Annotated in this window: 25 protein-coding genes; 9 read left to right on the forward strand and 16 right to left on the reverse strand. The window is 66.1% G+C overall.

The features are described from left to right. Together G3N92_RS06415 and G3N92_RS06420 are read right to left on the reverse strand one after the other, a co-directional pair. Window positions 1-1116: nucleotide disphospho-sugar-binding domain-containing protein (locus G3N92_RS06415; RefSeq protein WP_206126619.1), on the reverse strand; the 1116-nt coding region annotated here is incomplete at its 3' end. 94 nt (window positions 1117-1210) lie between these two features. Next, window positions 1211-2098 (reverse strand): alpha/beta hydrolase, encoded by an 888-nt coding sequence (locus tag G3N92_RS06420; protein WP_206126620.1) that lies wholly within the window; start codon window positions 2096-2098, stop codon window positions 1211-1213. A gap of 935 nt (window positions 2099-3033) precedes the next feature. On the opposite strand from G3N92_RS06420, the gene betI reads away from it, so the two are divergent. The 4 genes from betI (at window position 3034) to G3N92_RS06440 (ending at window position 8016) form a co-directional block, all read left to right on the forward strand. Then, complete coding sequence (betI, locus tag G3N92_RS06425; protein WP_206126621.1) at window positions 3034-3645, forward strand: transcriptional regulator BetI; 612 nt, start codon at window positions 3034-3036, stop codon at window positions 3643-3645. Window positions 3646-3654: 9 nt separating this feature from the next. Continuing rightward, on the forward strand, window positions 3655-5133 hold the full coding sequence (gene betB / locus G3N92_RS06430; RefSeq protein ID WP_206126622.1) for a betaine-aldehyde dehydrogenase: 1479 nt from the start codon (window positions 3655-3657) through the stop codon (window positions 5131-5133). A gap of 16 nt (window positions 5134-5149) precedes the next feature. Then, on the forward strand, window positions 5150-6847 hold the full coding sequence (gene betA, locus G3N92_RS06435) for a choline dehydrogenase (RefSeq protein WP_206126623.1): 1698 nt from the start codon (window positions 5150-5152) through the stop codon (window positions 6845-6847). Window positions 6848-7032: 185 nt separating this feature from the next. Next, the gene (locus G3N92_RS06440) at window positions 7033-8016 is read left to right on the forward strand and encodes an aldo/keto reductase (protein WP_206126624.1); all 984 of its coding nucleotides are present in this window, start codon (window positions 7033-7035) and stop codon (window positions 8014-8016) included. A gap of 14 nt (window positions 8017-8030) precedes the next feature. On the opposite strand, the gene cysW is transcribed toward G3N92_RS06440, so the two are convergent. The 4 genes from cysW to G3N92_RS06460 are packed head-to-tail and all read right to left on the reverse strand — an operon-like array spanning window position 8031 to window position 11054. Continuing rightward, window positions 8031-8912 (reverse strand): sulfate ABC transporter permease subunit CysW, encoded by an 882-nt coding sequence (cysW, locus tag G3N92_RS06445; protein ID WP_206126625.1) that lies wholly within the window; start codon window positions 8910-8912, stop codon window positions 8031-8033. Further along, window positions 8909-9781, reverse strand: a complete 873-nt coding sequence (cysT, locus tag G3N92_RS06450) for a sulfate ABC transporter permease subunit CysT (RefSeq protein WP_206126626.1) — start codon at window positions 9779-9781, stop codon at window positions 8909-8911. The genes cysW and cysT overlap by 4 nt, the downstream gene beginning before the upstream one ends. Window positions 9782-9784: 3 nt before the next feature. After that, on the reverse strand, window positions 9785-10816 hold the full coding sequence (locus G3N92_RS06455) for a sulfate ABC transporter substrate-binding protein (protein WP_206126627.1): 1032 nt from the start codon (window positions 10814-10816) through the stop codon (window positions 9785-9787). 43 nt (window positions 10817-10859) lie between these two features. Next, entirely contained in the window at window positions 10860-11054 is a 195-nt protein-coding gene (locus G3N92_RS06460) for a hypothetical protein (protein WP_206126628.1), read from the reverse strand. 230 nt (window positions 11055-11284) lie between these two features. On the opposite strand from G3N92_RS06460, the gene G3N92_RS06465 reads away from it, so the two are divergent. Beyond that, window positions 11285-11566 (forward strand): hypothetical protein, encoded by a 282-nt coding sequence (locus tag G3N92_RS06465; protein WP_206126629.1) that lies wholly within the window; start codon window positions 11285-11287, stop codon window positions 11564-11566. A gap of 9 nt (window positions 11567-11575) precedes the next feature. On the opposite strand, the gene G3N92_RS06470 is transcribed toward G3N92_RS06465, so the two are convergent. Beyond that, window positions 11576-12478, reverse strand: a complete 903-nt coding sequence (locus G3N92_RS06470) for a DMT family transporter (RefSeq protein WP_206126630.1) — start codon at window positions 12476-12478, stop codon at window positions 11576-11578. Between the two features lie 94 nt (window positions 12479-12572). Here G3N92_RS06470 and G3N92_RS06475 point away from each other — a divergent pair, with 94 nt between their 5' ends. Then, entirely contained in the window at window positions 12573-13421 is an 849-nt protein-coding gene (locus G3N92_RS06475; protein WP_206126631.1) for a helix-turn-helix transcriptional regulator, read from the forward strand. On the opposite strand, the gene G3N92_RS06480 is transcribed toward G3N92_RS06475, so the two are convergent. From G3N92_RS06480 to G3N92_RS06490, 3 genes are all read right to left on the reverse strand, one after another. Then, window positions 13391-14125 carry a type 1 glutamine amidotransferase gene (locus tag G3N92_RS06480; protein WP_206126632.1) on the reverse strand — a complete coding sequence of 245 codons (735 nt, stop codon included), beginning with the start codon at window positions 14123-14125 and terminating at the stop codon, window positions 13391-13393. The genes G3N92_RS06475 and G3N92_RS06480 overlap by 31 nt on opposite strands. 37 nt (window positions 14126-14162) lie before the next feature. Next, entirely contained in the window at window positions 14163-15479 is a 1317-nt protein-coding gene (locus G3N92_RS06485; protein ID WP_206126633.1) for an MFS transporter, read from the reverse strand. 357 nt (window positions 15480-15836) lie between these two features. After that, the gene (locus G3N92_RS06490) at window positions 15837-16547 is read right to left on the reverse strand and encodes a TetR/AcrR family transcriptional regulator (RefSeq protein WP_206126634.1); all 711 of its coding nucleotides are present in this window, start codon (window positions 16545-16547) and stop codon (window positions 15837-15839) included. A gap of 104 nt (window positions 16548-16651) precedes the next feature. On the opposite strand from G3N92_RS06490, the gene G3N92_RS06495 reads away from it, so the two are divergent. After that, a complete protein-coding gene (locus tag G3N92_RS06495) occupies window positions 16652-17812 on the forward strand; it encodes an NAD(P)/FAD-dependent oxidoreductase (protein WP_206126635.1) in 1161 nt (386 codons plus the stop codon). A gap of 15 nt (window positions 17813-17827) precedes the next feature. On the opposite strand, the gene G3N92_RS06500 is transcribed toward G3N92_RS06495, so the two are convergent. From G3N92_RS06500 to antA, 4 genes are all read right to left on the reverse strand, one after another. Continuing rightward, window positions 17828-18820 (reverse strand): AraC family transcriptional regulator, encoded by a 993-nt coding sequence (locus G3N92_RS06500; RefSeq protein ID WP_206126636.1) that lies wholly within the window; start codon window positions 18818-18820, stop codon window positions 17828-17830. 79 nt (window positions 18821-18899) lie between these two features. Further along, a complete protein-coding gene (gene antC, locus G3N92_RS06505; RefSeq protein ID WP_206126637.1) occupies window positions 18900-19937 on the reverse strand; it encodes an anthranilate 1,2-dioxygenase electron transfer component AntC in 1038 nt (345 codons plus the stop codon). A gap of 15 nt (window positions 19938-19952) precedes the next feature. After that, window positions 19953-20456, reverse strand: coding sequence for an anthranilate 1,2-dioxygenase small subunit (antB, locus tag G3N92_RS06510; RefSeq protein ID WP_206126638.1), 504 nt, complete (start codon window positions 20454-20456; stop codon window positions 19953-19955). A 3-nt stretch (window positions 20457-20459) separates the two neighbouring features. Beyond that, entirely contained in the window at window positions 20460-21845 is a 1386-nt protein-coding gene (gene antA / locus G3N92_RS06515) for an anthranilate 1,2-dioxygenase large subunit (RefSeq protein ID WP_206126639.1), read from the reverse strand. A 523-nt stretch (window positions 21846-22368) separates the two neighbouring features. Between antA and G3N92_RS06520 the strand changes: the two genes are divergently transcribed. Together G3N92_RS06520 and G3N92_RS06525 are read left to right on the forward strand one after the other, a co-directional pair. Next, window positions 22369-23001, forward strand: a complete 633-nt coding sequence (locus tag G3N92_RS06520) for a hypothetical protein (RefSeq protein ID WP_206126640.1) — start codon at window positions 22369-22371, stop codon at window positions 22999-23001. After that, window positions 22991-24055: a S1C family serine protease gene (locus tag G3N92_RS06525; RefSeq protein WP_206126641.1), complete on the forward strand. Its 1065-nt coding sequence runs from the start codon at window positions 22991-22993 to the stop codon at window positions 24053-24055. Before G3N92_RS06520 ends, G3N92_RS06525 begins: the two co-directional genes overlap by 11 nt. 51 nt (window positions 24056-24106) lie before the next feature. Here G3N92_RS06525 and G3N92_RS06530 read toward each other — a convergent pair whose 3' ends face one another. Both G3N92_RS06530 and G3N92_RS06535 read right to left on the reverse strand, forming a co-directional pair. Next, entirely contained in the window at window positions 24107-24451 is a 345-nt protein-coding gene (locus tag G3N92_RS06530) for a cupin domain-containing protein (RefSeq protein ID WP_206126642.1), read from the reverse strand. Between the two features lie 327 nt (window positions 24452-24778). Further along, the gene (locus G3N92_RS06535) at window positions 24779-25288 is read right to left on the reverse strand and encodes a prolyl-tRNA synthetase associated domain-containing protein (RefSeq protein ID WP_206126643.1); all 510 of its coding nucleotides are present in this window, start codon (window positions 25286-25288) and stop codon (window positions 24779-24781) included. Window positions 25289-25356 lie beyond the last annotated feature (68 nt).

Genomic DNA, 25356 nt, shown 5'->3' on the forward strand with positions numbered 1-25356 from the left:
CCCCAACCCTCTTCCCCTCCACGCCGCTCCGCCGATCCGGCAGCCGCTGTCGGCCACGCGCTGCGCATTGTCGAACTGATCGTGCGCGGACGGCATCACCACCTGCGGCAGCCCCGCCTCGTAAGCCAGCGACGCCGTGCCGATGCCGCCGTGATGCACGAGCGCACGGGCGCGCGGCAGCAACTGGCGCAGCGGCACGTAGCGGCGCTTGATGAGGCGCGACGCATCCGGCTCGCCGTCGCGGCGCGCGGTGTCGGGCGTGATCAGGACGCCGCGCGCACCCGTCGCGCGCATCGCTTCGCCCGCCGCGTCGGCAAAGCCCGCGCCGTCCACGCGCGTCGAGCCGGCGGTAAACACCACGGGCGGCGCGCCCGCGTCGAGGAACGCATCGAGTTCGGGATCGGGTGCGTGCGCATCGATATCGTTGAACAGCGGGAAGCCGGCCATCCGGTGATTCGCGGGCCAATCGGGCTGCGGCGCGGCGAACCAGTCGGGAAACAGGCACAGCACGCCGTCGCTCGAATGCAGCCAGCGGCCGAGAATGCGGCGCGCGGGGGCCAGCCCCAGCTCGGCGCGCAGCGCGTTCAGTTGCGGGCCGCACACCTTGTCGAGCACGCCGCGCTCGATCAGCGTCATCAGGCCGGACTTGAACCAGAGCGGCAGCCAGCGCGGGATCGTCAGGCGTTTATGGGTGGGCGGCGCATGCGCCGACAGCAGCGTGGACGGCGACACCTGCACCGACACGTAACGCGCGCCGTCGCACTCCTGCAACAGCCGCGCGGAAAAGGCCCACAGCGTGCCGACCAGCACCGAGTCGTCGTCGATCAGTTCGGACAGCTTGTCGAAGTGCGGCCGCAGCGACGGCGCGATCACGGCCCACAGCGTGCGAAACGAGGTGCGCGGATCCCACAGCGCCGGGTTCGCCATCGCATCCGCGTATTCCTGCGCGGTGCCGATCGCCACGAACTCGAAGCCGCTGCGCAGCGCAGGCCCCTCGAACTGCGGGTGGGTACAGAACACGACGCGATGCCCGCGGTCCGCGAGCGCGCGTCCCACGCCGAGCAGCGGGTACACATCCCCCGCCGACCCGATCGCCGTGATGATCATCTTCGACATCGTTACCGCCTCTGCGTGACCGCTTCCGGTGCGCTCGAAAAACCGGCCCGGGCTGCGCGCGCGGCGGTGGCGCGGCAGCCGGGCCGGCCGTGGATTACGACAGCACCGGCATCGGCGACAGCGCGTCGAACGAGCCGTCCGAAGCGGTGGCGCTGCGCTCCTCGCAGAAGTAGCCGAGGATCGCGTCGCGCACGTGTTCCTGCTGCTGGCGCCCTTCGAGATCGAGGAAGTGGCCGGCCTTGCGGATCGTCTCGAACTCGGCGCGGCGCACGTAGCTGGCGAGCCGGCGCACGTCGCCCGGCGTGGTGTATTCGTCGAGTTCGCCGTTGATGAACTTGACGCCGCAGCCGATCCGCGTGAATTCGTCGAGATACTGCTCGGGCTGCATCTCGAGGATCTGGTTCACGTGGAACGCGACCTGATCCTGCTCGTCGCGCGGCAGCTTGGTCAGATAGCGGTAGTTGTAGAGCTTCATGATGCGCGGCAGATAGCGGCCCACCGTATCGTTCAGCAACTGCGCCGCGTGCAGATTCTCGCCGGCCGCGATGTGGTCGCGCGCGCGCGTCACGTAATCGACCATCGCATCGTTGAGGAACGGCGAGAACGACGCCACCACCGCGCGCCGCACGCTCGTGCAGCCGCGCGACAGCGCGAACAGCGAGGCCACCCCGCCCCACGACACCGACAGCAGATACGACGGGCGGAAGCGCTCGGCGAGGTGCAGCAGGATGTCGACCTCGTCGTCCTTGGTCAGCACGAACTGGCCGGGGTTGTGCTGGCGCGACTGCCCCGCGTAGGGCAGGTCGAAGCAGATCGAGTTCAGGCGCTCGCCGAGATAACGCACCGTCTGGCCGAACGAGGCGGTGGTCGCGAGCGCGCCGTTGATCAGGATGACCGTCTCGAACGACGGATCGTAGACGTGATGCTCGACGTGGATTTTCAAGCCGTTCGGCAGCGGGACGACCTGTTTCTCGATAGGCATGGCGTATCTCCGGCAACAACCGGCAGTCAAAAACGATACGCGCTCGCTTCAGCGAACGCTCCCCGTAACCGGACACGAGACGACGACCCGCGGCGGCTACCCTCCCTGTACCAGGATTCCGCTTCGCCCTGGGACGATGCGGCCGCCAGCGGTGCGACACGGATTTGGCTCCGTGCGACAACCTCATGGCCCCCGGCGTCTCGTAACAATGACTTCAGACGCTGTCGTTATGACCGATCGATGCCGCGAGAACACTGCCTGAACGCATCGATCGGGACTGCTTCATGGGTACGAATACTAATACGCGAAACCATGAAAACTCAACCAATTCGGATTAATTTCCTTTCTTGAAAATTGCCTATCCGATATGCATGGTTGATGAAAAATTGTCTCGTAAATCCTCATCGAAAAACGGTCTTCATGCCAGCGTCATATTTTCTGTGGTATAGCCAACCATAGCGGCCTGTCAAATATGTCAGGTGCAGCACGCCCAGCCTGCATCGATAACAAAAATTCTTTTCTATCAACGATATAGGCGATTTGTTGCAAAACAGCAAACAGATCCTCCACGGCGCCCCGTCGATCCGCCAAGCCGCGGCTCCGGCGCCACCGGCGGCGGCTCGCACGCAACACGACGATTCAATGCTCATTTGAATACGAAAAAATAGGCCGATTGAAACGCTTTAAACATAATTCACTGTTTTACAGCCAACATTCATTTTGTTTTATTCCCCAACGATCCGTAATGCCGACCGATGCATGTGCAACCATCGGTAATTATTCCGGCGGATTCGGGCGCGTTTTGCGATCGCACCCCGACACCCGGCGGCACCGTTTGCCGCCCCGGTTTCATTTGGATTCCTCGGTTTTTTGTTGATTGAACGTTCAATAAAAAACCGGTAACCTGCCCACTTTCCATCCCCCGGCCCTTCGCCATGCCCAAGCTCGGAATGCGGGAAGTGCGGCGCGCGCAGTTGATCGACGCGACGCTGCGCACGATCGACGAAGCCGGCCTGCCCGGCACCACGCTGGCATCGGTGGCGCAGCGCGCGAACATCTCGACCGGCATCGTCAGCCATTACTTCGGCGACAAGGACAGCCTGCTCGAAGCGACCATGCGCCATGTGCTGCGCGACCTCTGGCTCGCCACCACGCGCCGCCGCATCGCGGCGCATCGCGAGCCGCGCGCCCGGCTGCGCGCGATCGTGGCCGCGAACTTCGACGACACGCAGGTCAGCGCGCCCGTGATGAAAACCTGGCTCGCGTTCTGGTCGCAGAGCATGCATGCGCCGGCGCTCGGCCGGCTGCAGCGCGTGAACACGCGCCGGCTGCAGTCCAACCTGTGCGCCGAATTCGCCAAGGCGCTGCCGCGCGCCCATGCCCGGCTCGCGGCGCTGGGTCTTGCCGCCTTGATCGACGGGCTGTGGCTGCGCGGCGCGCTGGCCGGCGGCCCGATCGACACGCGCACGGCGCAGCGGCTCGCCAACGATTACATCGACCTGCAACTCGCGCCGCAAGGCGTGGCGGCAGGCGCCACCTTCGATTAGGAGAACGTCATGACGGCCAACACGATTTACGGACTGCAAAAGCTTTACATCGGCGGCGGCTATGTCGACGCCACCGGCGGCGCCAGCTTCGAAACCCACGACCCGGCCACCGGCGAACATCTCGCCACGGTGCAGCAGGCCAGCGCGGCCGATGTCGATCGCGCCGTCGAATCGGCGCGCGAAGGCCAGCGCGTGTGGGCCGCGATGACGGCGATGCAGCGCTCGCGCATCCTGCGCCGCGCCGTCGACCTGCTGCGCGAACGCAACGACGCACTGGCCGAACTCGAAATGCGCGACACCGGCAAGCCGATCGCGGAAACGCTGGCCGTGGACATCGTCACCGGCGCGGACGTGATCGAGTATTACGCCGGCCTCGCCACCGCCATCGAAGGCCTGCAGATCCCGCTGCGCGAGGAATCGTTCGTCTATACGCGGCGCGAGCCGCTGGGCGTGTGCGCCGGCATCGGCGCCTGGAACTACCCGATCCAGATCGCGTGCTGGAAGACGGCGCCCGCGCTCGCGGCCGGCAACGCGATGATCTTCAAGCCGAGCGAGGTCACGCCGCTGTCGGCCCTCAAGCTCGCGGAAATCTATACGGAAGCCGGCGTGCCGGCCGGCGTGTTCAACGTCGTGCAGGGCAACGGCGCGGTGGGCGCGATGCTGGCGGCGCATCCGGGCATCGCCAAGGTGTCGTTCACGGGCGGCGTGGAAACGGGCAAGAAGGTCATGTCGCTGGCCGGCGCGTCGTCGCTGAAGGAAGTGACGATGGAGCTCGGCGGCAAGTCGCCGCTGCTGGTGTTCGCCGACGCCGATCTCGACCGCGCCGCCGACATCGCCGTGACCGCCAACTTCTTCAGCGCGGGCCAGGTGTGCACCAACGGCACGCGCGTGCTCGTCGACCGCTCGGTCAAGGCGGCGTTCATCGAGCGCGTGCTTGCGCGCGTGGCGCGCATCCGCATCGGCAAGCCGTCCGATCCGGCCACCAACTTCGGCCCGCTGGTGAGCCCCGCGCAGCTCGACAAGGTGCTCGGTTTCATCGAGAGCGGCAAGGCCGAGGGCGCGAAGCTGCGGGCCGGCGGCGAACGCCTCGTGCACGACCACTTCGGCGGCGGCCAGTACGTCGCGCCCACCGTGTTCGCCGATTGCCGCGACGAGATGCGCATCGTGCGCGAGGAGATCTTCGGGCCGGTGATGAGCATCCTCGATTTCGCTACGGAGGACGAAGCGATCGCCCGCGCCAACGCCTCCGATTACGGCCTCGCGGCCGGCGTCGTGACGGAAAACCTGGCGCGTGCGCACCGCGCGATCCATCGCCTCGAAGCCGGCATCTGCTGGATCAACACCTGGGGCGAATCGCCGGCCGAAATGCCGGTGGGCGGCTACAAGCAATCGGGCGTCGGCCGCGAGAACGGCATCACCACGCTCGAGCACTACACGCGGATCAAATCGGTGCAGGTCGAGCTCGGCCGCTACAACCCGGTGTTCTGAGAACAGGAGGCAAGCCATGACTGCACGCGAATACGACTACATCATCTGCGGGGCCGGCTCGGCCGGCAACGTGCTGGCCACGCGGCTGACCGAAGACGCCGGCGTGACCGTGCTGCTGCTGGAGGCGGGCGGCCCCGATTACCGCTTCGACTTCCGCACGCAGATGCCGGCGGCGCTCGCATTTCCGCTGCAGGGCCGCCGCTACAACTGGGCCTACGAAACCGATCCCGAGCCGCACATGGACAACCGCCGCATGGAATGCGGGCGCGGCAAGGGGCTCGGCGGCTCGTCGCTGATCAACGGCATGTGCTACATCCGCGGCAATGCGCTCGATTACGACAACTGGGCCACGCACCAGGGCCTGGAAAACTGGACGTATCTCGACTGCCTGCCCTACTTCCGCAAGGCCGAAACGCGCGACGCCGGCCCCAACGATTACCACGGCGGCGACGGCCCGGTGTCCGTCACCACCAGCAAGCCCGGCGTCAATCCGCTGTTCGAGGCGATGGTGGAGGCCGGCGTGCAGGCCGGCTACCCGCGCACCGACGATCTGAACGGTTATCAGCAGGAAGGCTTCGGCCCGATGGACCGCTTCGTCACGCCGAACGGCCGCCGCGCCTCCACCGCGCGCGGCTATCTCGATCAGGCGCGCGCGCGCCCGAACCTGGAAATCGTCACGCATGCGCTGGCCGACCGGATCCTGTTCTCGGGCAAGCGCGCCTCGGGCGTGGCCTACCTGCGCAACGGCCAGGCCGTCACCGCGCATGCGCGCCGCGAAGTGCTGGTGTGCAGCGGCGCGATCGCCTCGCCGCAACTGCTGCAACGCTCGGGCGTCGGCCCGCGCGCGTGGCTGAAGGAACTCGACATTCCCGTCGTGCTCGATCTGCCGGGCGTCGGCCAGAACCTGCAGGATCACCTGGAGATGTATATCCAGTACGCGTGCAAGGAGCCGGTTTCGCTGTACCCGGCGCTGAAATGGTGGAATCAGCCGAAGATCGGCCTCGAATGGATGCTGAACGGCACCGGCATCGGCGCGAGCAATCACTTCGAGGCGGGCGGCTTCATCCGCACCCGCGACGACGATCCCTGGCCGAACATTCAGTACCACTTCCTGCCCGTCGCGATCAATTACAACGGCTCGAATGCGATCGAGATGCACGGCTTCCAGGCGCACGTGGGCTCGATGCGCTCGCCGAGCCGCGGCCGCGTGAAGCTGACCTCGCGCGATCCGAACGCGCATCCGAGCATTCTGTTCAACTACATGTCGGATGCGCTCGACTGGCGCGAATTCCGCGACGGCATCCGCGCCACGCGCGAAATCATGCGGCAACCCGCGCTGGACCGCTTCCGCGGCGACGAGTTGAACCCCGGCGCGAAGCTGCAAAGCGATGCCGAGCTGGACACTTTCGTGCGCCAGCGCGCCGAGACGGCGTTCCATCCGTCCTGCTCGAACAAGATGGGCTACGACGACATGGCCGTGGTCGACAACGAAGGGCGCGTGCACGGCCTCGACGGCCTGCGCGTGGTGGATGCCTCGATCATGCCGATCATCACCACCGGCAACCTCAACGCGCCGACCATCATGATCGCCGAGAAGATCGCGGATCGGATTCGCGGGCGCCAGCCGCTCGCGCGCTCCACCGCCCCCTACTTCGTGGCGAACGGCGCGCCGGCGCGCGGGGGCAAGCCGGTGCGGGCCGCGGCGGCGGTCTGACGCTTCGCCCGGCCCGGCATTCCGCATGCCGAATCGCGCAAGCCGGCGCAGCGCATTCATGAGCCCTGCTCAAAACCTCATGCAATCGCAGGCGGATTGTTGAGCACGGCTCCTGAAAATACACTGCCCTCCTGATCAATTCGATGGCGGCACACGCCGCCATCGCCCGCATTCAGGAGAACGCCATGCAATCACGTCAACTCGGCAACAGCGGCCTGACCGTATCGGCACTCGGCCTCGGCTGCATGGGCTTGAGCTACGGCTACGGGCCGGCCACGGAGAAAAGCGCGGGCATCGCGCTGATCCGCGACGCGTTCGAGCGCGGCGTCACGTTTTTCGACAGCGCCGAAGCCTACGGGCCGTTCGTCAACGAAACGCTGCTCGGCGAGGCGCTCGCGCCGTTTCGCGATCGGGTTGCGATTGCAACCAAGTTCGGCTTCAAGCACGGCGACGTGGCCGCCGGCCTCGACAGCCGCCCGGAAAACATTCGCGCCGTGGCCGAAGCGGCCTTGAAGCGCCTGAATACCGATCGCATCGATCTGTTCTATCAGCACCGCGTGGATCCGAACGTGCCCATCGAGGACGTGGCCGGCGCCGTGAAGGACTTGATCGCCGCAGGCAAGGTCAAGCATTTCGGTCTGTCCGAAGCCGGCGCGCAAACCATTCGCCGCGCCCACGCCGTGCAACCGGTGGCCGCGCTCCAGAGCGAGTATTCGCTGTGGTGGCGCGAGCCCGAGCAGAAGCTGTTCGCGACGCTCGAGGAACTCGGCATCGGCTTCGTGCCGTTCAGCCCGCTCGGCAAGGGATTCCTGACCGGCGCGATCGATGCCGGCACCACGTTCGACAAGAACGATTTCCGCAACGTCGTGCCGCGCTTCTCGGAAGAAAACCGCAAGGCCAATGCGCAACTGGTCGACGTGCTCGGCACGATCGCGAACGCGCAAGGCGCGACGCGCGCGCAGATCGCCCTCGCCTGGCTGCTCGCGCAGAAGCCGTGGATCGTGCCGATTCCGGGCACGACCAAAACGGCGCGGCTCGAAGAGAACCTCGGCGCCGCACAGGTTGTGCTGACAACGAACGATCTGCGCGCCATCGACACCGCACTGGCCGCCGTCGAGATCGCGGGCGACCGCTATCCCGCGCATTTCCAGCAGCGCATCGACAACTGATGCGCCCCGCCCGCTCAGTGGCGGCGCACGCGCCGCTCGAGCAGGCTCTTGAACGCCAGCGTGGCCATCGCGGCCAGTGCCAGCAGGCTGGCCGCCGCGAACGCGCCCGCGAACTGGTAGCCGTCGTACATCACCTGCACATAGAGCGGCAAGGTGTTGGTCACGCCGGGCACATGCCCCGACACCACCGACACCGCGCCGAACTCGCCCATCGCCCGCGCGTTGGTGATCACCACGCCATACAGCAGGCCCCAGCGCACGCGCGGCAGCGTCACGCGCCAGAACATCTGGAACGCCGAGGCGCCGAGCACGAGCGCGGCCTCCTCCTCGTCCGAGCCCTGCGCCTCCATCAGCGGAATCAGCTCGCGCGCGACGAACGAAAACGTCACGAACGTGGTGGCCAGCACGAGGCCCGGCAGCGCGAACACGATATCGACGTGGTGATCCTGCAGCCAGCCCCAGAACGGGCCTTGCGCGCCGAACACCAGCATGAACAACAGCCCGGCGATCACCGGCGACACCGAGAACGGCAGGTCGATCACCGTCTTCAGCAGGCTCTTGCCGACGAAATCGAAGCGCGCCACCACCCATGCCACGGCGAAACCGAACACCGTGTTGAGCGGCACCGAGATCAGCGCGACGATGCAGGTGAGGCGGATCGCCGAGATCGCATCGGGGTCGCGCAGCGCATCGAAGAAGGCGCGCAGCCCGGCGCTCAGCGCCGCGACGAAGATCGACGCGACCGGCAGGATCAGCAGCACCGCGAGAAACAGCACGCCGACGGCGATGATCGCGCGCCGCAGCCACGGCGGCTCGGTGGTCAGCGCGGCGCTGCCCACCCGCGTCGAACGCCTGGCAGGCGGCGCCACGGCCGGGCGCGATGGCAAACTGCTCATGTCGTCCTCCCGCGGCCGCCCGAGCGCGGCTCCAGCCGGCGTTGCAACAGGTTGATGGCCATCAGGACGGCGAACGATACCGCCAGCATCGCCACCGCGATCGACGCCGCGCCGTCGAAATCGAATTGCTCGAGCTTCGTGACCACCAGCAGCGAGGTGATCTCGGACACGAACGGCCGATTGCCGGCGATGAAGATCACCGAGCCGTATTCGCCCACGCCACGCGCGAACGCCAGGCCGAAGCCGGTCAGCAATGCCGGCCGCAGCGCCGGCCAGATCACGCGCCGGAACGTCGCCGCCCGCGACGCGCCGAGCATGCCGGCGGCTTCCTCTTCCTCGCGGCCCATCTCCTCGATCACCGGCTGCAGCGTGCGCACCACGAACGGCAGGCCGACGAAAGCCAGCGCGATCACGATGCCGTTGGCGTTGAACGCCAGCTCCACGCCGTGCGCGGCGAACCAGCCGCCGATCGCGCCGTTCGGGCCGAACAGCATCGCCAGCGTGATGCCGGCCACGGAGGTTGGCAGTGCGAACGGCAGGTCGATCAACGCGTCGAGCAGCCGCCGGCCCGGAAACCGATAGCGCGTCAGCATCCACGCCACCACGAAGCCGAACAGCGCGTTGATGGCGGCCGCGACGAACGCGGTGCCGAACGTGAGCCGGTACGACGCGAGCAGGCGCGGCGTCCAGACCGCCGCCGCGAAGCCGCCCCAGCCGCCCGCGCTGGCGCGCAGCAACAGCACCGAGAACGGCAGCAGCACGATCACGCCGAGCCAGCACAGCGTGTAGCCGAGCCCGAGCCCGAAGCCGGGCAGCGGGCTGGGCCGCCGCCAGGCGCCGGGCCACGACGAAAGGGAACGGGCCGCCATCGCTTACTTCGGCTGGAAGATCTGGTCGAACACGCCGCCGTCGGCGAAGTGCTTGGCCTGCGCGTCGTGCCAGCCGCCGAACATCGGGTTGTCGATGTCGATCAGCTTGATCGCCGGGAAGCTCTTCGCGAAGCGGGCCGCCACCGCCGGATCGGCGGGGCGATAGTAGTTCTGCGCGATCAGCGCCTGCGCTTCCGGCGAATACAGATGCTCGAGGTAGGCCTGCGCGACGGCGCGCGTGCCGCGGCGATCCACCACCGAATCGACCACGGCCACCGGCGGCTCGCAACGAATGCTGATCGACGGCACCACCACCTGATACTTGCCGGGCGCCAGCTTGTTGACGGCCAGCAGCGCGTCGTCTTCCCAGGCCACCAGCACGTCGCCGATGCCGCGCTCGACGAACGAGTTGGTCGCGCCGCGCGCGCCCGAATCGAGCACCTTCACGTTCTGGTACAGCGCCTTCTCGAACGCCTTCGCGCTGGCCTCGTTGCCGCCCGGCTGCTGGATCGCGTAGGCCCAGGCCGCCAGGTAGTTCCAGCGCGCGCCGCTCGACGTCTTCGGGTTCGGCGTGACGACGCCGACGCCGGGCCGCGTCAAATCGTTCCAATCGTGAATGCCCTTCGGATTGCCCGCGCGCACCAGGAACACGATGGTCGACGTGTACGGCGTGCTGCGATTCGCGAGCTGCTTCTGCCAGTCGGGGCGCAGCAGCTTGTGGGCCGCCAGCGCGTCGATGTCGGACGCGATGCCGAGCGTCACCACGTCCGCCTGCTGACCGTTCAGCACCTGGCGCGCCTGCGCGCCCGAGCCGCCGTTGGTGGTGCGCACCGTCACCGCCGTGTGCGCCGTCTGCTGATACCAGGCCGAGAACAGCTTGTCGTAGGCGGCGTACAGCTCGCGCGTGGGGTCGTACGACACGTTGAGCAGCGTGGTGTCGGCCGAGGCGTGCAGCGAGGCGAACAGGGTCGCGGCGGCGGCCGCGCCGCGCGCAATGGCGCGCAGCCGTGAACGGAGCGTGAGGAGCGTGGTCATGATGTAAGCCGAAGCCGGCTGCGTTTTTGTCAGGGAGGCGAGCTTACGGCCCGCCCCGCACGCGCCAAAGCAGCATTGGCCGAATGCTTATCGCGATTTCGGCAATGCGCGGGCTTAACGATTTCTTGATGGCGGAGCCTTTACAGTCGGGGCGGCGGGCATCCTGGCCAGCATGGCGGGTGCCTGGCAGACGGATGCCGTTCATGAAGCCGGCGGCCTTGCCGGGCTTGACGGCCACGCCGCGTTCGACACACCGGCGGGGCCACCCGGGCCGCGTCGCGGCAACACGGCCGATGTTGCGCGCCCGCGACTGCGAAACGTTGCGCCGGCGCGGCAATCGCACACGCTTCGACGCGACGGAATCGTTTTCATCGATGCGGAAACGATTTCATAAATCGTTACGCAACCCGTAATACGTTACTATTCGATGAAAATCAGCTTTCGAGCTTAATTGCAGGTTGCCGTCGAATGCCTCAGCTACGTGACAAATCCCCCGACGTGATGCGCTGTCAGGCATGCGAAACATTGCATCGCGCCGGTCCCCATGGCGTTCCTCACGCCGACCTGTTGCCGAAGGGACCGCGCAAGCGGTTTCGCGCGCTGTTCAAGGCGCCGATCAGTGTCTCCAACTATCAATGCGCCGTGTGCGGCACCTGGTGGCTGCACGAGGACAACCCGCGCGATGCCGTCGATGCCGGCTGGATGCTGCTCGGCAAGGAAAAAAGCCTCCTCAAGCCGCGGCGCGGCTAACGCCGCGCATCACCCGCGCTGCGCGTGCGGCGCGTCCTGCGCCGGCCCCCGCGCAAGCTTCGCCAGTTCCGCCATGACCACGCCCGCGATCGCCAGCGCGCCGCCGATCGCGACGCTCCAGGTGATCGCCTCGCCGAGAAACACGGCCGCCAGCAACGCCGTGACGATCGGCACCAGGTTGAAGAACAGCGCCACGCGCGCCGCGCCAAGACGCGCGGTGCCGAGCATCCACAACAGCGGCGCGGCAAGCGACGCGCCCAGCCCCGCGTAGGCGATGTAGAACGCATCGATGCCGGTCACGTCGTGCTTCGGTCCCGCCGCGAACAGCGGCGCGAACACCACGGCCGACACCACCGCCTGCAGATACACCGACTGCATGGCCGGCACGTTCAACTTCCATTTGTGCAGCAAGGTGCCGTACAGCGCGAAGCCGCACACGCCCACCAGCATCAGCGCATCGCCGCGATTGACGCCTTGTTCGAGCAGCACGCCGGGCGAGCCTTTCGTCACCACCAGCAGCACGCCGGCGATCGATACGGCCAGCCCGCCCAACGCGGCCGCATCGGTCTTGTGGCGCAGGAGCGCCATCGCCAGCACGAGCCCGATCAGCGGCACGAGCGCCTGGATGATGCCCATGTTGGTCGCGCTCGTGTAATGCGCGGCGATATAGGCGATCGCCTGATACACCACGCCGCCCAACAGGCCGAGCACCACCACCTTGCCGAGCGCCGGCCGGACGATGCGCCAGTTCCGCACCACGCCGGGCAACACGAACGGCGTCAACGCGACGACCGCCAGCAGCCATCGATAGAAGCTGATTTCGAACGGCGACAGCGAGGCCGCGCAGAACTTCGTCACGACGGTGTTGCCGCCCCAGAGCGCGGCGGCGAGCAACGGAAAAAGATAGTTCATCGAACGGTATCGGAGTGTCAGGTGCACCGATTCTAGGGACTGTCGTACTATCGGCATATCCATGTTTTCCGACATTCGATTGCGAAAAGCCGACATGCCGCCGAAAGTCGCCATCCCCACCTCCGTCGATCTGTCCCAAGGGCTGTACTTCCGCCACCTCGCGCTCGAGCCCGACATCTGGGATGCGCACGCGCACGACTGGGGCCAATTCAACTACCTGACGCGCGGCGTGATGCGCCTGGAAATCGCGGGCCGCACGTTTTTGTCGCCGCCCCACTACGCGGTGTGGATCCCGCCCAAGGTCGAGCATTTTTCGGTCAACGACATGCCGGTGTCCTATCGATCCGTGTATCTGTCGGCGGAGATCTCGGCCGCGCTGCCCGCGCAGGCCTGCGCGATGACGGTCAGCCCGGTGTTGCGCGCGATCCTCGACGCGTTCTCGAACATCGACGTGCGCGTGCCGCAAACGGCGCCGCAACAGCGCATGGCGCAGGTCGCGCTCGACGAGATCCGCGCGTCCACGCATGTGGATGCCTACCTGCCGCCGCCGTCGTCCAGCCTGATGCAGGCGGTGCTGCACCTGATCGATGCGGAGCCGGGCAAACGGCTGACGACGCAATGGCTCGCCGCGCACTTCAACATGACCGAGCGCACGCTCGAGCGGCGCTGCATCGCCGATCTCGGCATCGGCCTGGGCGAATGGCAACAACGCATCCGTTTCATGCGCGCGCTCGCGCGGCTCGACGCCGGCCAATCCGTCAAGCGCATCGCGGCGGAGCTCGGTTATGCCTCGCCGTCCGTCTTCATCAACATGTTCCGCAGCATCGCCGGCGAGACGCCGCATCAATACCGGCTCGGCAATGCCGAAGGCGGCGCGGCGCGGTTCGCCAACGCCCGCGCGCAGCCAACGGCTCAGGCCGCCGAGCGCAACGACACACGATAGTCCTCGATCAATTTATCGAGGAATCCGTAAAGCTTGTCGTTCATCGCGTCGTAATCGTTGGCCCGCAGTTGCGCCGGTTGCTGCACGAAGCGGCGCGCCTTCAGCCCGTCGAATGCGTTGCCCGCCGCGGCGATCAGTAGTTCGACCACGCTGCGCGTGAACTCCATGTGGCACTGGAAGCCGTAGACGAGCCGGCCGTATTCGACGATCTGGCGCGGGCAGCCCTCGCTTTCCGCCACCACGACCGCCGTGTCGGTCAGGCCGGGCATGTCGTTGTGCCAGTGGCCCACCTCGAGCGTGTCGCCGAAGTGCGCGAACCGCGCGTTCGCCCGGCCTTCGGGCGTCAACGCGATCGGGAATGTGCCGATCTCCTTCTCGGGGCTGGCGATGCAGGCGGCGCCGAACGCTTCGCCCATCAACTGCGCGCCGAGGCACACGCCCACCACGGCCTTGCCCGCTTGCGCGCACGCGAGAATCAGCGCTTTCTCGGCCGCAGCGTCGAAATGCGGGCACTCGTCCTGCGTGGTCGACGGCGATTGCGGGCCGCCGAGCACGACCAGCAGATCGATGCTCCGGATATCGCTCGGCAGCGGTTCGCCCAGATAGACGCGCGAATACCCGGCCGTATGCCCGCGCGTGACGACCCAGGTTTCGTAGGCGCCGGGCGCCTCGTATGCTTCATGAACAACGAAATGAATCTTCATCGCAATGCTCCAGTAGAAATGCGCGACGCCGCCGTCCCTACAACCGGGCGATACGCTCGTCGCGCGGCAGAATAAAAAACGTGATCGCGGCACAGATCCCGAACACGACCATCACGCCCACGCCGCCGTTGCCGAATGTCTCCAGCAACAGCGAGGCCGCCAGCGGCGTCATCCCGCCGCCGAACGCCGTGCCGATCTGCTTGCCGATCGACACGCCGGTGAAGCGCGTGGTGGCGTCGCGAAACAACTCCGGAAACAGGCTCGCCTCGGGGCCGTACATCAGCGGGTGAATCAGGCCGATGCCCAAGCCCATGCCGAGCGCGATCAAGCCGGTGGAACGCGTGCCGAGCAGTGCGAAGAACAGGCACAGATACGCGGCGGCGCACACCAGCCCGATCCGGAAAATCCGGCGCCGCCCGAACCGGTCCGACAGATGCCCTGCCACCGGCACGGCCACCAGTGCGAGCACGTTGCCCGCGAGAATGAACAGCGCGAGCGACGACTTGGCGATGCCCGCGATCTTCGTGCCGTAAGCCAGCGCGTAGACGTTGAAGAAGTAGATGAAGATCGTCTCGGTGAGGGACGCCACGAGCACGATCGCCAGCGGCCGCTTGTGGTGCCGCAGCACTTCGAGCAGCGGCAGGCGCGCGCCGCCTTCGCGGCGGGCCGCCTTGAACGAGGCGGTTTCGTCGACATGCCGCCGGATGAAGAAGCCCATCGCCGTCAGCACGACGCTGAACAGGAACGGCACTCGCCAGCCCCACGCGGCGAAATCGGCCGACGACAGCAACGTGGTGACGAGATACAGCATCAGCGATGCCGTGATGATGCCGATCGGCGCGGCGGCCATCACGAACGCCGACAACAGGCCGCGGCTTCGCTCCGGCGCGCTCTCGGCCGTCATCAGGATTGCGCCGACCGATTCGCCGCCCAGCGCGATCCCCTGCAGAATCCGCAACACCACGAGCGAAACGGGCGCGGCGAGGCCCCATGCCGCATAGGTCGGCAACAGGCCCATCGCGGTGGTCGCGCAGCCCATCAGCAATAGCGTGGTGGTCAGCACGGCCTTGCGCCCGATCCGGTCGCCGAAATGGCCGAACACGATCGCGCCGATCGGACGCGAGAAGAAACCCACGCTGAACGTCGCAAACACGGCCAGTTGCGCCGCGCCCGACGAAAATTTCGGAAAGAACAGCCCGTCGAAGATCAACGAGGCCATGTAGCCGTAGATGAAGAAGTCATACCATTCGAGCGCCGTCCCCACGCAGCTCGCCACCACGGTCAGGCCCATCCCGGCGCGCGCTTGCCGTGCGTGCGTCTGATCCGGGCTTCCAGTCGAATATCGATCGTGCATGTCGCGTTCCTTGAGCAGGATTTTTCGGGCAATACCTGTCCGCCGGGCGACGCGCGGTCGGCTGCCCGGGAACGGAGGTCAATTGATCAGTACAGCGAAGTGTCTTGGCCGGAAGCGTCACCCGGTGAACACGCACATGCGCGATAACGCGGGTAGCGTCAGGCTGGCGTGTCCGGTGTGCTCATGACGCCCTTGGATAACGGACGGACTCGACGCGAGCCCCCGGGAACCGGGAAACGCTCGGTGTAGTATATGACACGATGTGTCATTTTCAATTTATCTCGTGTTGTATTTTTCGCACCGATTTCGTCCGACGATTTCATGCGGGCGAACAGGGGTGCGCCCGCGATGCGCGGCTCAGCGTCGCGCGTTCGTCTTCGCCGCGGGGGTGGCCGGCGCGGCCCCGGCCAGCCCGCCGAGGATCAGATCGACGCCGGCCAGAAAATCGGCGCGGTCGTCGTGCGCGCTCAATCCGGGCGCCATGCTGCGCACGAACGGATAGGCATCCGGATCGAGTTGCAACCACGCGGCGGACACCTCCGACAGCAGCGCGACGCGGTCGAGGCCCTGCTCGTGCGCCATTTCGGCGTTCGCGGCGTTCTGCCCGCTGATGCCGACGATATAGCTGAACAGCGCCGACGCCACCATCCATTGCGAACCGGGCGCGACGCCGAGCGCGCGAATCTGCTGGCCGATGCGCTCGAAGATCCGCACCGTCGGCAATTGGCCCGGCGCGTCGGTGAGCGCCGACCCCACCCACGGGTGCTCGATGAACGTATCGAACAGCGCCAACGCCAGTTGACGGATCACCTCGGCCGGCGACGCCGCGCCCGCCGTGGCCTCGATCGTGCGCGCCACCACCGCGTCGCATGCGGCGGTCAGCAATTCGCTCTTGTTCTCCACATGCCAGTAGATCGCGCCCGGCCCGGTGGCCAGCCGCTCGGCCAGCACGCGAAACGTCAACCCGCGCTCGCCGTGCGCGTCGAGCAGTTCGATCGATGCCGCCACGATGCGCTCGCGCGACAACGAAGCCTCGCGGCGCGCGCCGGCACTGTCCTTCTTTTTCATGTTTGACTTGACGATCACTGGAACAATGTTCCACAGTAGCATGGAACGACGTTCCATAGAATGTGCGGCACCCGCCGCAAGCGTCGCATCGTCATGGAATCCGAATGAACCCATCCATCGCAGTGATCGGCGCCGGCCTGGGCGGTTTGATCCTCGCTCGCGTGCTGCACCGGCACGGCATCGCCGCCGCCGTCTACGAAGCCGAACCGTCGCCCGATACGCGCACGCAGGGCGGCCAGCTCGACATTCACGAACACGACGGCCAGCGCGCGCTGGCGGCCGCCGGCCTCTTGCGGGAATTCCGGGCGATCGTGCACGAAGGCGCGGAGGCCATGCGCGTGCTCGATCCTCAGGGCAACGTCTTGCTGGACAAGCCCGACGACGGCCAGGGGCGGCGCCCCGAAGTGCTGCGCGGCGATTTGCGCCGCGTGTTGCTGGCCTCGCTGCCGCCCGGCACGGTGCGTTGGGGCAAGAAGCTCGCAAGCGTATCGGCCCGGCAAGGCAGCGAGCGCGAACTCGTGTTCGCCGACGGCACGACGGCCCGGGCAGGCTTGCTGGTGGGCGCGGACGGAGCGTGGTCGAAGGTGCGCGCGTGCCTGACCGACGCGAAGCCGCGGTACGAAGGTGCGTGCATCGTCGAAACCTATCTGTACGACGCCGACAACCGGCACGCCGCGGCGGCCCGGGCCGTGGGCGCCGGCGCGATGATCGCGTCCGCTCCCGACCGGGGCCTGTTCACGCATCGCGAGGCGAACGGCGTGCTGCATACCTACGTACAACTGAGGAAAAGCGCCGAGTGGCTGGCCGCCATCGATTTCACGAACAAGGCCGCGGCGATCGCAACGATCGCGGCCGAATTCGAAGGATGGTCGCCGGCGCTGACCGCACTGATCACGGAAGCCGACTCGAACCTGACGCCCCGCTGGCTGCACGCGCTGCCGGTCGGCCTGCGCTGGCCGCGCGTGCCCGGCGTGACGCTGCTCGGCGACGCCGCGCATCTGATGCCGCCGTCGGGCGACGGGGCGAACCTGGCGATGCTCGACGGCGCCGAGCTCGCGGAGGCGATCGTCCGGCATCCCGGCGATTTCGATGCGGCGCTGGCCGACTACGAACCCGCGATGTTCGCGCGCAGCGCTGCCCTTGCAGTGGAGGCCAGCGAGACGCTCGATCGTTGCATCGGGGAACACTCGCCGGCCGGATTGATCGCGTTGCTGAACGGCGAGCCGGACACGCCGCCCGAATCGCCGGCACGGCCCGTTGAATGAATCGCGCCGGCTCGGCTACCCGCGCCGCTTGAGGGTTTGCGACGGCGTCTCGCCGAACAGCGCCTTGTACTCGGCCGAGAACCGCCCCAGATGCGTGAAGCCCCAGCCGAGCGCCACCGTCGACACGTTGCGCGCCGAGCGGTCGCTCGCCATGTCGCGGCGCACGCCCTCCAGCCGGTAGCGCTTCAGATAGGCCATCGGCCCCTGCCCGACGTGTTGCCGGAAGCAGGCGAACAGCGTCTGGCGCGACACGCCGGCGGCCCGCTCGATATCCTCCAGCGTCACGTCCTCGCGGGCATGTGCGTGAATGAACCGGCGCGCGAGATCCACGTAATGCGGCACGGCCGGGCGCAGCGCATCGGCCAGCTCGGCGGAATAGTTGTGCGGCTGCGCGAGCAGCAGGCCCTTCAGCAAGGCCTGTTCGAGATCGCCCGCCATCTGCAGATGATTGAGCCAGCCGCCCGAGCGCTCCATTTCGTCGGTCAGGAACCGCACCATGCGCCACCAGGCGCCCTGCTGCCCGGACGCCGCGCTCATCTCCGGCTCGAACGCGATCGCCTGCGCGAGCGGGCGCTGCAACAAACCTTCCAACACCTGCCGCAACGCCGCGCGCGGCACCGACACGATGATCTTCCGGCAATTGCCGTTGATCGACAGCGCCTGCGTTTCGTGCGGCGAGACGATCACGCCCTTCTCGGCATCCGACAGCCAGGTGCGGCCGCGCGCCGCCAGTTCCTGCTGGCCGATCAACGGCAGGCTGATGCTGTAGCAATTGAGCGGTGCGCCGTCGTCGACGGAAATCGTGACGTCGGTGCCGTATTCGACGTAGCCGAGCGTGCTCGCCATCGAGCGCAGCACGGTGCCCGAATGATTGAACTGGATACGGCCGGGGCGGCGCACCTGCAACCCGTGCGGGCCGCAGATATGGGCCATCCAGTCGCGCGCGCCTTCGAAATCGTGCCGCGTGGCCTGGATGCCGTGACCATCGATGGCGATATGGGGAGCCATGGCGTCGTCTACCGTTCGTCCGATCCCGGCATGTTAGCGGAAACGGCCGAACGGAAATAAATGCGACGCAGCGGCCCGATCAGGCAGCCTGCTTCGCATTGCCGCTCTCGACGAATTTTTCGAAGTAGAGCCGAACGTCGCCGATGCCGGCCTCGGCGAGCCAGTTGCGAATCGCATCCACCATCGGCGGCGGGCCGCACAGGTACATGTCGAACGGCGCCTGCGCGAGCAAGGCGCGCGGCAGGTGGTCAGGAATCAGGCCGGTCTTGCCCTGCCACTCCGGCGACGGGTTCATGACGACGATGTCGTACGAAAAGTTCGGAATGCTTGCCGCGTAGGCTTCGATCCGCTCGATTTCGCACAGGTCGCGTGCCTGCGTCACGCCGTAATAAAGCCGAACCGGCTGGCCGCCCGCGCCGCGCGCGGCCAGTTCGTCGAGCATGCCGAGGAATGCCGACAGCCCGGTGCCGCCCGCCGCCATCACGATCGGCCGCTCGGCCTGACGCAGGTAAAACGCTCCGAACGGCGCTTCGAATTCGATCGACTGCCCCGCCTCGCAGCGCTCGCGCAGATAGCGGCTCATTGCGCCGTCGGGCAGCAGCCGGATCAGGAACTGCAAGCGGTTGGCGTCGTTCGGGCAATGCGCGAACGAATAGGCGCGCCATGCATCGGTGCCTGGAACATTCAGGCGTGCATATTGACCCGGAAGAAAATCGAGCCGCGCATGCGCACCGGCATCCACCAGCAGGATGGCGGTCGTCTCCGACACCTGGCGCACGCCTGCGACGCGCCCGCTCATCCGTTCCGTGCCGGCCGCGCTGCACAGCGTCGAATCGAACGCGAAACTGAACGACGCGTCCGATTGCACGCGCGTCTGGCACGACAGCATCTTGCGCTGCGCCAGATCGTCGGCCGACAGCGCCTCGTCGTCGACGTAATCCTGCGTATAAAGCCCCGACTCGCAACGCCCCTGGCAGGTTCCGCACACACCCTCGCGGCAATCGAGCGGAATCTGGATGCCGTTGCGCAGCGCGGCGTCGAGCAGCACCTCGCCGGGGCGCGTCTCGAAGAACACCGTCTTGCCGTCGGCAAAACTGAAGGCCACCTTATGACTCATCGCGCGTCGCTCCGCTTACAGATGATAGAAATCGAGCACCGCGTTGATGGTGTCGTTGAGCAGCAGCACATGCTTGCGCACGATCTTCCAGCTCTCGCCGTCGGGCCGCAGCCGGTAGGTGGCGCGGCCGAAGAAATGCTCGGCCGTGCCGTGGCGCGCGTAGAACGTCGTCCAGTTCGCCTTCACGTCGATCTCGCCGTCCGCACCGCCCTCGGCCGGCGCGATGCGCACGTTGCCGATCTGGTGCATCGTGCGCGGCATCGGCGTGGAGGCCGCCGATTTGCCGGTGCGCAGGCGAAACACCCGGTCTTCCAGGCCGCTGCGGTTGGCGTAATAGACGAGCGACATGCCGCGCTTCGGGTCGGTCGTGTATTCGTGCTCGGAATCCCATTGCGGCACGTGATATTCGCTGTTCTCGTCGAACAGCGCGAGATAGTCGTCCCATTGCTGCAGGTCGCACAGCTCCGACTTGCGATACAGGAATTGTTCGACGGAATGCTGGAGGGCTTGGGTCGTCATGGCTCAGGCCTCCTGACGATCGGCAGTCATCGCATCGAGGCGCTTGAGCAGCGTGTCGCGCCAGGCGCCATGCTGATTCACGTACAAGCCTTCGTGCGTCAATTCGGTGCCCGTCAGCGTGGGGGCGATGCCGAGCAACTCGGCGTTGACAGTGGTGCCCGCCACCCATTTCCGATGACCGCGCGAGATGTCGCTCCAGCGTTCCAGGCGCGCCTGAAAGCCGCGCTGCTGCTCGCGGAACTCCACGAGATCGTCCGGCGTGCCCATGCCCGACACGTTGAAGAAATCCTCGAACTGGCGAATGCGATTTTCGCGATCCGCATCCGATTCGCCCTTCACGCCGATGCACTGGCTGATCACTTCCGTCTTGTTCCAGGCGACCGGCCGCACGATGCGCAACTGCGAGCTGATCTGATCCATGAAGAACAGGCTCGGATAGATATTCAGGTTGCGCAGCCGGTGCATCATCCATTCCGCCTTCTGCTGGCCGTGCGTCTCGACGAGGCGCGGCATCACGCTGGCATAGCCGGGGCGCACGGCCGGGTTCGGCATGTCGCTGAACAGCACCGTGTGACCGTTCCGGAATGCGAACCATCCGTCGTCGGTTTCGGCGTCGCCCGCGCCGAGCTTGCTGTAGTCGAGCGTCGCGCCGCTCTCGCCCTTCCGGCTGTTTTCCTCCTGGCGGTGCTGCACCGTCGCCACGTAGTTGTAGTGCACGGTGCTGACGTGATAGCCGTCGAGGCCGTTCTCGTTCTGGAGCTTCCAGTTGCCGTCGAACGTGTAGGTGGACTTGCCGGACAGCACTTCGAGTTCGCCGGTGGGCGACTGCGCCACCATCATGTCGAAGAACACGCGCGCGTCGCCGAGATAATCCTCCAGCGAGTCCGTGCCTTCCGCGTCGAGGCTGACGAACACGAAACCCTTGTAGCTCGCGATGCGCGCCTTCTTGAGCCCGCGCCCGGCCTTGTCGAAATCGTCGCCGTATTCGCCGGGCGCCTTGACCTTCACGAGGCGGCCGTCGCTCTTGTAGCACCAGGCATGGAACGGGCACGTGAACGTGGATTGATTGCCCTTGCTCATGCGCGTGAGCGTGGCGCCGCGGTGCTGGCAGGCGTTGATCATCGCGTGCAGCGCGCCGCTGCCGTCGCGCGAGACGATCAGCGGCTGGCGGCCCGCGCGCATCGTCAGGAAATCGTTGGGATTCGGAATCTCGCTTTCGTGGCAGGCGTAGATCCAGTTCTTCTCGAAGATCAGTTCCATCTCGAGATCGAACAGTTCGGGCTCGGTGAACATCTCGCGCGCAATGCGATAGACGCCGTCGTCCGGGCGAAAATCGATGCAGCCGCTGACGAAATCTCGCCAGCGCGCCGGGTTCATTTTCGCGTTCATGATTGCCTCCAATGGCATCTCGGGCCGGGTTGCGGGGTTCAGGCTTGAATGAGATACATTGGAAACCGGACAATTTGCTGCGGCTATCCGCTTGGTGAGGGAATGTTATCCGGTTAGTTTGGGGCGGGGAAAGGCGATGCGCCGGGTGGTTTCGCGAACGATTTTCGCGAACGCACCCGGCGCACGTATCGACCGAACATTGAAAATCCACGACAACCGGCTTTCAAAACCTTGTCGAATATCGCTCGCAATCGTTTAACCGGCAATGGCATTTAAGCGGTTATAGATTCGCTTCGAATCTCGGGCCACAATCAGGCCAAAGCGCATCGCCATTCATCTAAAGTCGCCGCACCGGCCTGCCGATAACCCGTTGCCGCCGGGTTGAAACCAGCGCCCGTTGCGCGCGGCTAAAACAACTATCCCGTTTCGGATCGCGACCATCATGAGAAGAAATTCACGCCGACCGTCCCTGGCCGTACTCGCGATCGCATTGGCGTTGAGCGCCTGCGCGCCCGTGACCAGAATGCAAACCAATCGCGCGTCGGACTACGTGGCCAAGCCGGGGCGGATCTATGTGCTGGCAACCGCCGACATGGGGTGGGCGCCGGAATTCACGCAGGGTTTCAGACAGGAGTTCCAGAAGGTCGCCCGCGAATGCGGTAGCGTGGCCGGCTTCGGCGACGTCTCGGGGCTTGAACTCAATCAGAACAGCCCGCTGGAAAAAGCCACGGCGTTCCATCCCGACACGCTGCTGAGCATTTCGCAAGGCGGCGGGGTCGTGACGATGGGAACCGACAACCGCTTGTCGATCGACTACGATGCGACGCTGACGGATTGGGAACTGAAACGCCCGGTGTGGCGCGGCAAGTTCAGATTCGCGCGTGGCAGCGTCGCCATTTCGCTGGAAGAACGCGGCGCGGTGTTCGCGGTCGACCTGACGAACGGCCTCAAACGCGATGGCCTGCTGCAAGGCTGCAGCGAAATTCGCTTGCAGCACGGCAACCGGATTGCCGATAACGGCGCGCGGAGCGGTTCGCCGGCGCGTCAACCCACCCTGCCCGAAGCCAGCGACAGCCCGCCGCCGAATCAACGCCGAGGCGCGGTATCGATGAACTCGCTGGAAGGCCTGCTGCCGAAGGACGATCATGCTCAATAAGCCAATCATCGCGATCCGGCGCAAGGCGCTGCTGCTCGCCGCCGCTCTCTGCGCGGCAGCCGATATGTGTTCTGCACAGCAGATCAACGATGCGTCGAGCCTGTACGAGAAGCTGGCGCCGAGCGTCTGGACCGTGGTGGTCAACACCGGGACGTCGCGACAATTGGGAAGCGCCGTGGCAGTGGGAGACGGGCGGCTCGTGACGAACTGCCATGTGCTGTCCGGCGGGCGCTCGATCGCGATCGTCCACCAGAACGTGAGCTACGGCGCGCGTCTCGTCGCGCCCGATGCCGAGCGCGACCTGTGTATCGTCGCGGTCGAGAACTTCCATGCGCCCGTGGTGAGCATCGCCCCGTCGAGAACCATCAAGATCGGGGAACGCGTGTTCGCAATCGGTTCGCCCTTGGGCCGCGAAAATACGCTCAGCGATGGGCTGATTTCCGCAATCGATCATGACCTTTCGGGCGCGGTGAACCACATTCAGTTCACGGCGCCGATTTCTCACGGCTCGAGCGGCGGCGGCCTGTTCGACAGCGAGGGCCGACTGATCGGCATCACGACGAGCGCGGTCGCCTCGTCCGAAGCCGAGAACATCAACTTCGCAATCCCGGCCGCCTGGATCGCCGAGGTCAACGCACGCGCTCAAGTTCAGCTTGCCGAATGGCGCCGGCAACGCGCGGTTCGCGTGGCGGAGTCGGCCTTGCCGCCTCCACGCTCCGCGACGAACGCGCCCGATCCAGGCGCGACCGAAAAATCGACCGTGTCCGGCGCGTCGATCCTGCTCAGCTCCCACGGTGCCTGGCGGAAAAATTGCGAAGCTCTGGCGATCCCGACAATCACGACGGTTCAGGCGCCGCAGCATGGGAGGCTGCAAATCAGGGACGGCGAATTCCCCATCAACTCGCCGGGCAGCAGCCAATGCAACGGACGCACGATCCGGGGAACTCAGGTGTTCTACACATCGGATCCGGACTTCAAGGGCAGGGAAGTCATTCGATACATCAGCAGCGCCGCGCCCAATGTGACGCGAACCGCGGTGGTCAACGTCCGGTAGCGCGGCGCACCTCGCGAGGGCAGGTCGATACGTGCCCTCGCGCCCTGCCGATCAGGCAAACACGAAATACTTCCGCACCGTCTCGACCACTTCCCACGTCCCCTTCATGCCCGGCTCGATCACGAACACGTCGCCGGCCTTCAGATGCTTCGGCTCCTCGCCCTCCGGCGTGATGATGCAATAGCCGTCGAGGAAGTGGCAGAACTCCCATTTCTCGTAGTTCACTTCGAACTTGCCCGGCGTGCAGATCCAGGTGCCCATGATCTTGCTGCCATCCTTGGACAGGTACGCGTTGAGGTTCACGGTGTGCGGATCGCCGCCGATGCGCTTCCACTTCGTGGCGTCGACGACGGGGACGGGGCAGGTTTCGCGCAAAACGGTGATGAAGTCGGACATGTCGGTTCCAAACGGTCGGATAAGGAGCCGTCCAAGTTATTCGAAATGCCGGACCCGGGCTAGTACGCTTGCGACACCGATCCATCCAATTTCGACATCGCCGCGGCCGGCCCGCCCATCCGGTGCAAGGCCGCCGGACGAAAAAAAACCGGCGGATCGAATCATCGATCTGCCGGCCAACACCTTGTTCAAGGTTCGAGGCTCAAAGCAGTTGACCTCGACGTATGAATCGTACGCGGAATACGGCGGCGATTGTGGCGCGACTGTGATAAGTGTGACGAAAGTGTGTGCCGAATCGGGACGACCGCGCCACCACGCCGCGAGTCCTCATTCGCCCGCCGCCACGCGCGCCGGCAACGCCAGCCACTCGACCGGTCGCTCGAGGCCCGCCAGGAAGGCCTCGAACGCCGCGCGCGCGAGCGCGACGCTCGCCGTGTTCTCCAGCGGATGAAACAGGAACACCGGCTCGCCTTCGAGATCGGCGTCGAGAATCAAGCGCACGCGCCGCGCGGCATCGTTGACGAGCGCGAGCGGGCTCAGCGAGCCGGTGCGAATGCCGAGCAGTTCGAACAACGTGTCGCCCGACGCGAACGACAGGCGCTTGCTGCCGATCGCCTCGGCGGCCCCGCTCAGATCGAGCGCCTTGTTCGAGGTGGTCACCACCAGGAAATACTGGCCCTTCTTGTCCTGCAACAGCAGGTTCTTGCAACGCGCGCCGTCGAGCGTCAGCGTCAACAGGCCCGATTCGGCCATGTTGAGCACGGCGTCGTGCTGCTCGTACGCAAACGGAATGCCGCGCTGCCGCAGCCACGTCAATACTTCGTCTTTTCCCAACATGCCGATCGTTCGCTCCATCGTGGGCGCGCGCGCCTGGAACCGTTCCGGGCGCGCGTACGCCTTGTCGT

Source organism: Burkholderia sp. Ac-20379 (assembly GCF_017104645.1).
GTDB lineage: Bacteria > Pseudomonadota > Gammaproteobacteria > Burkholderiales > Burkholderiaceae > Burkholderia.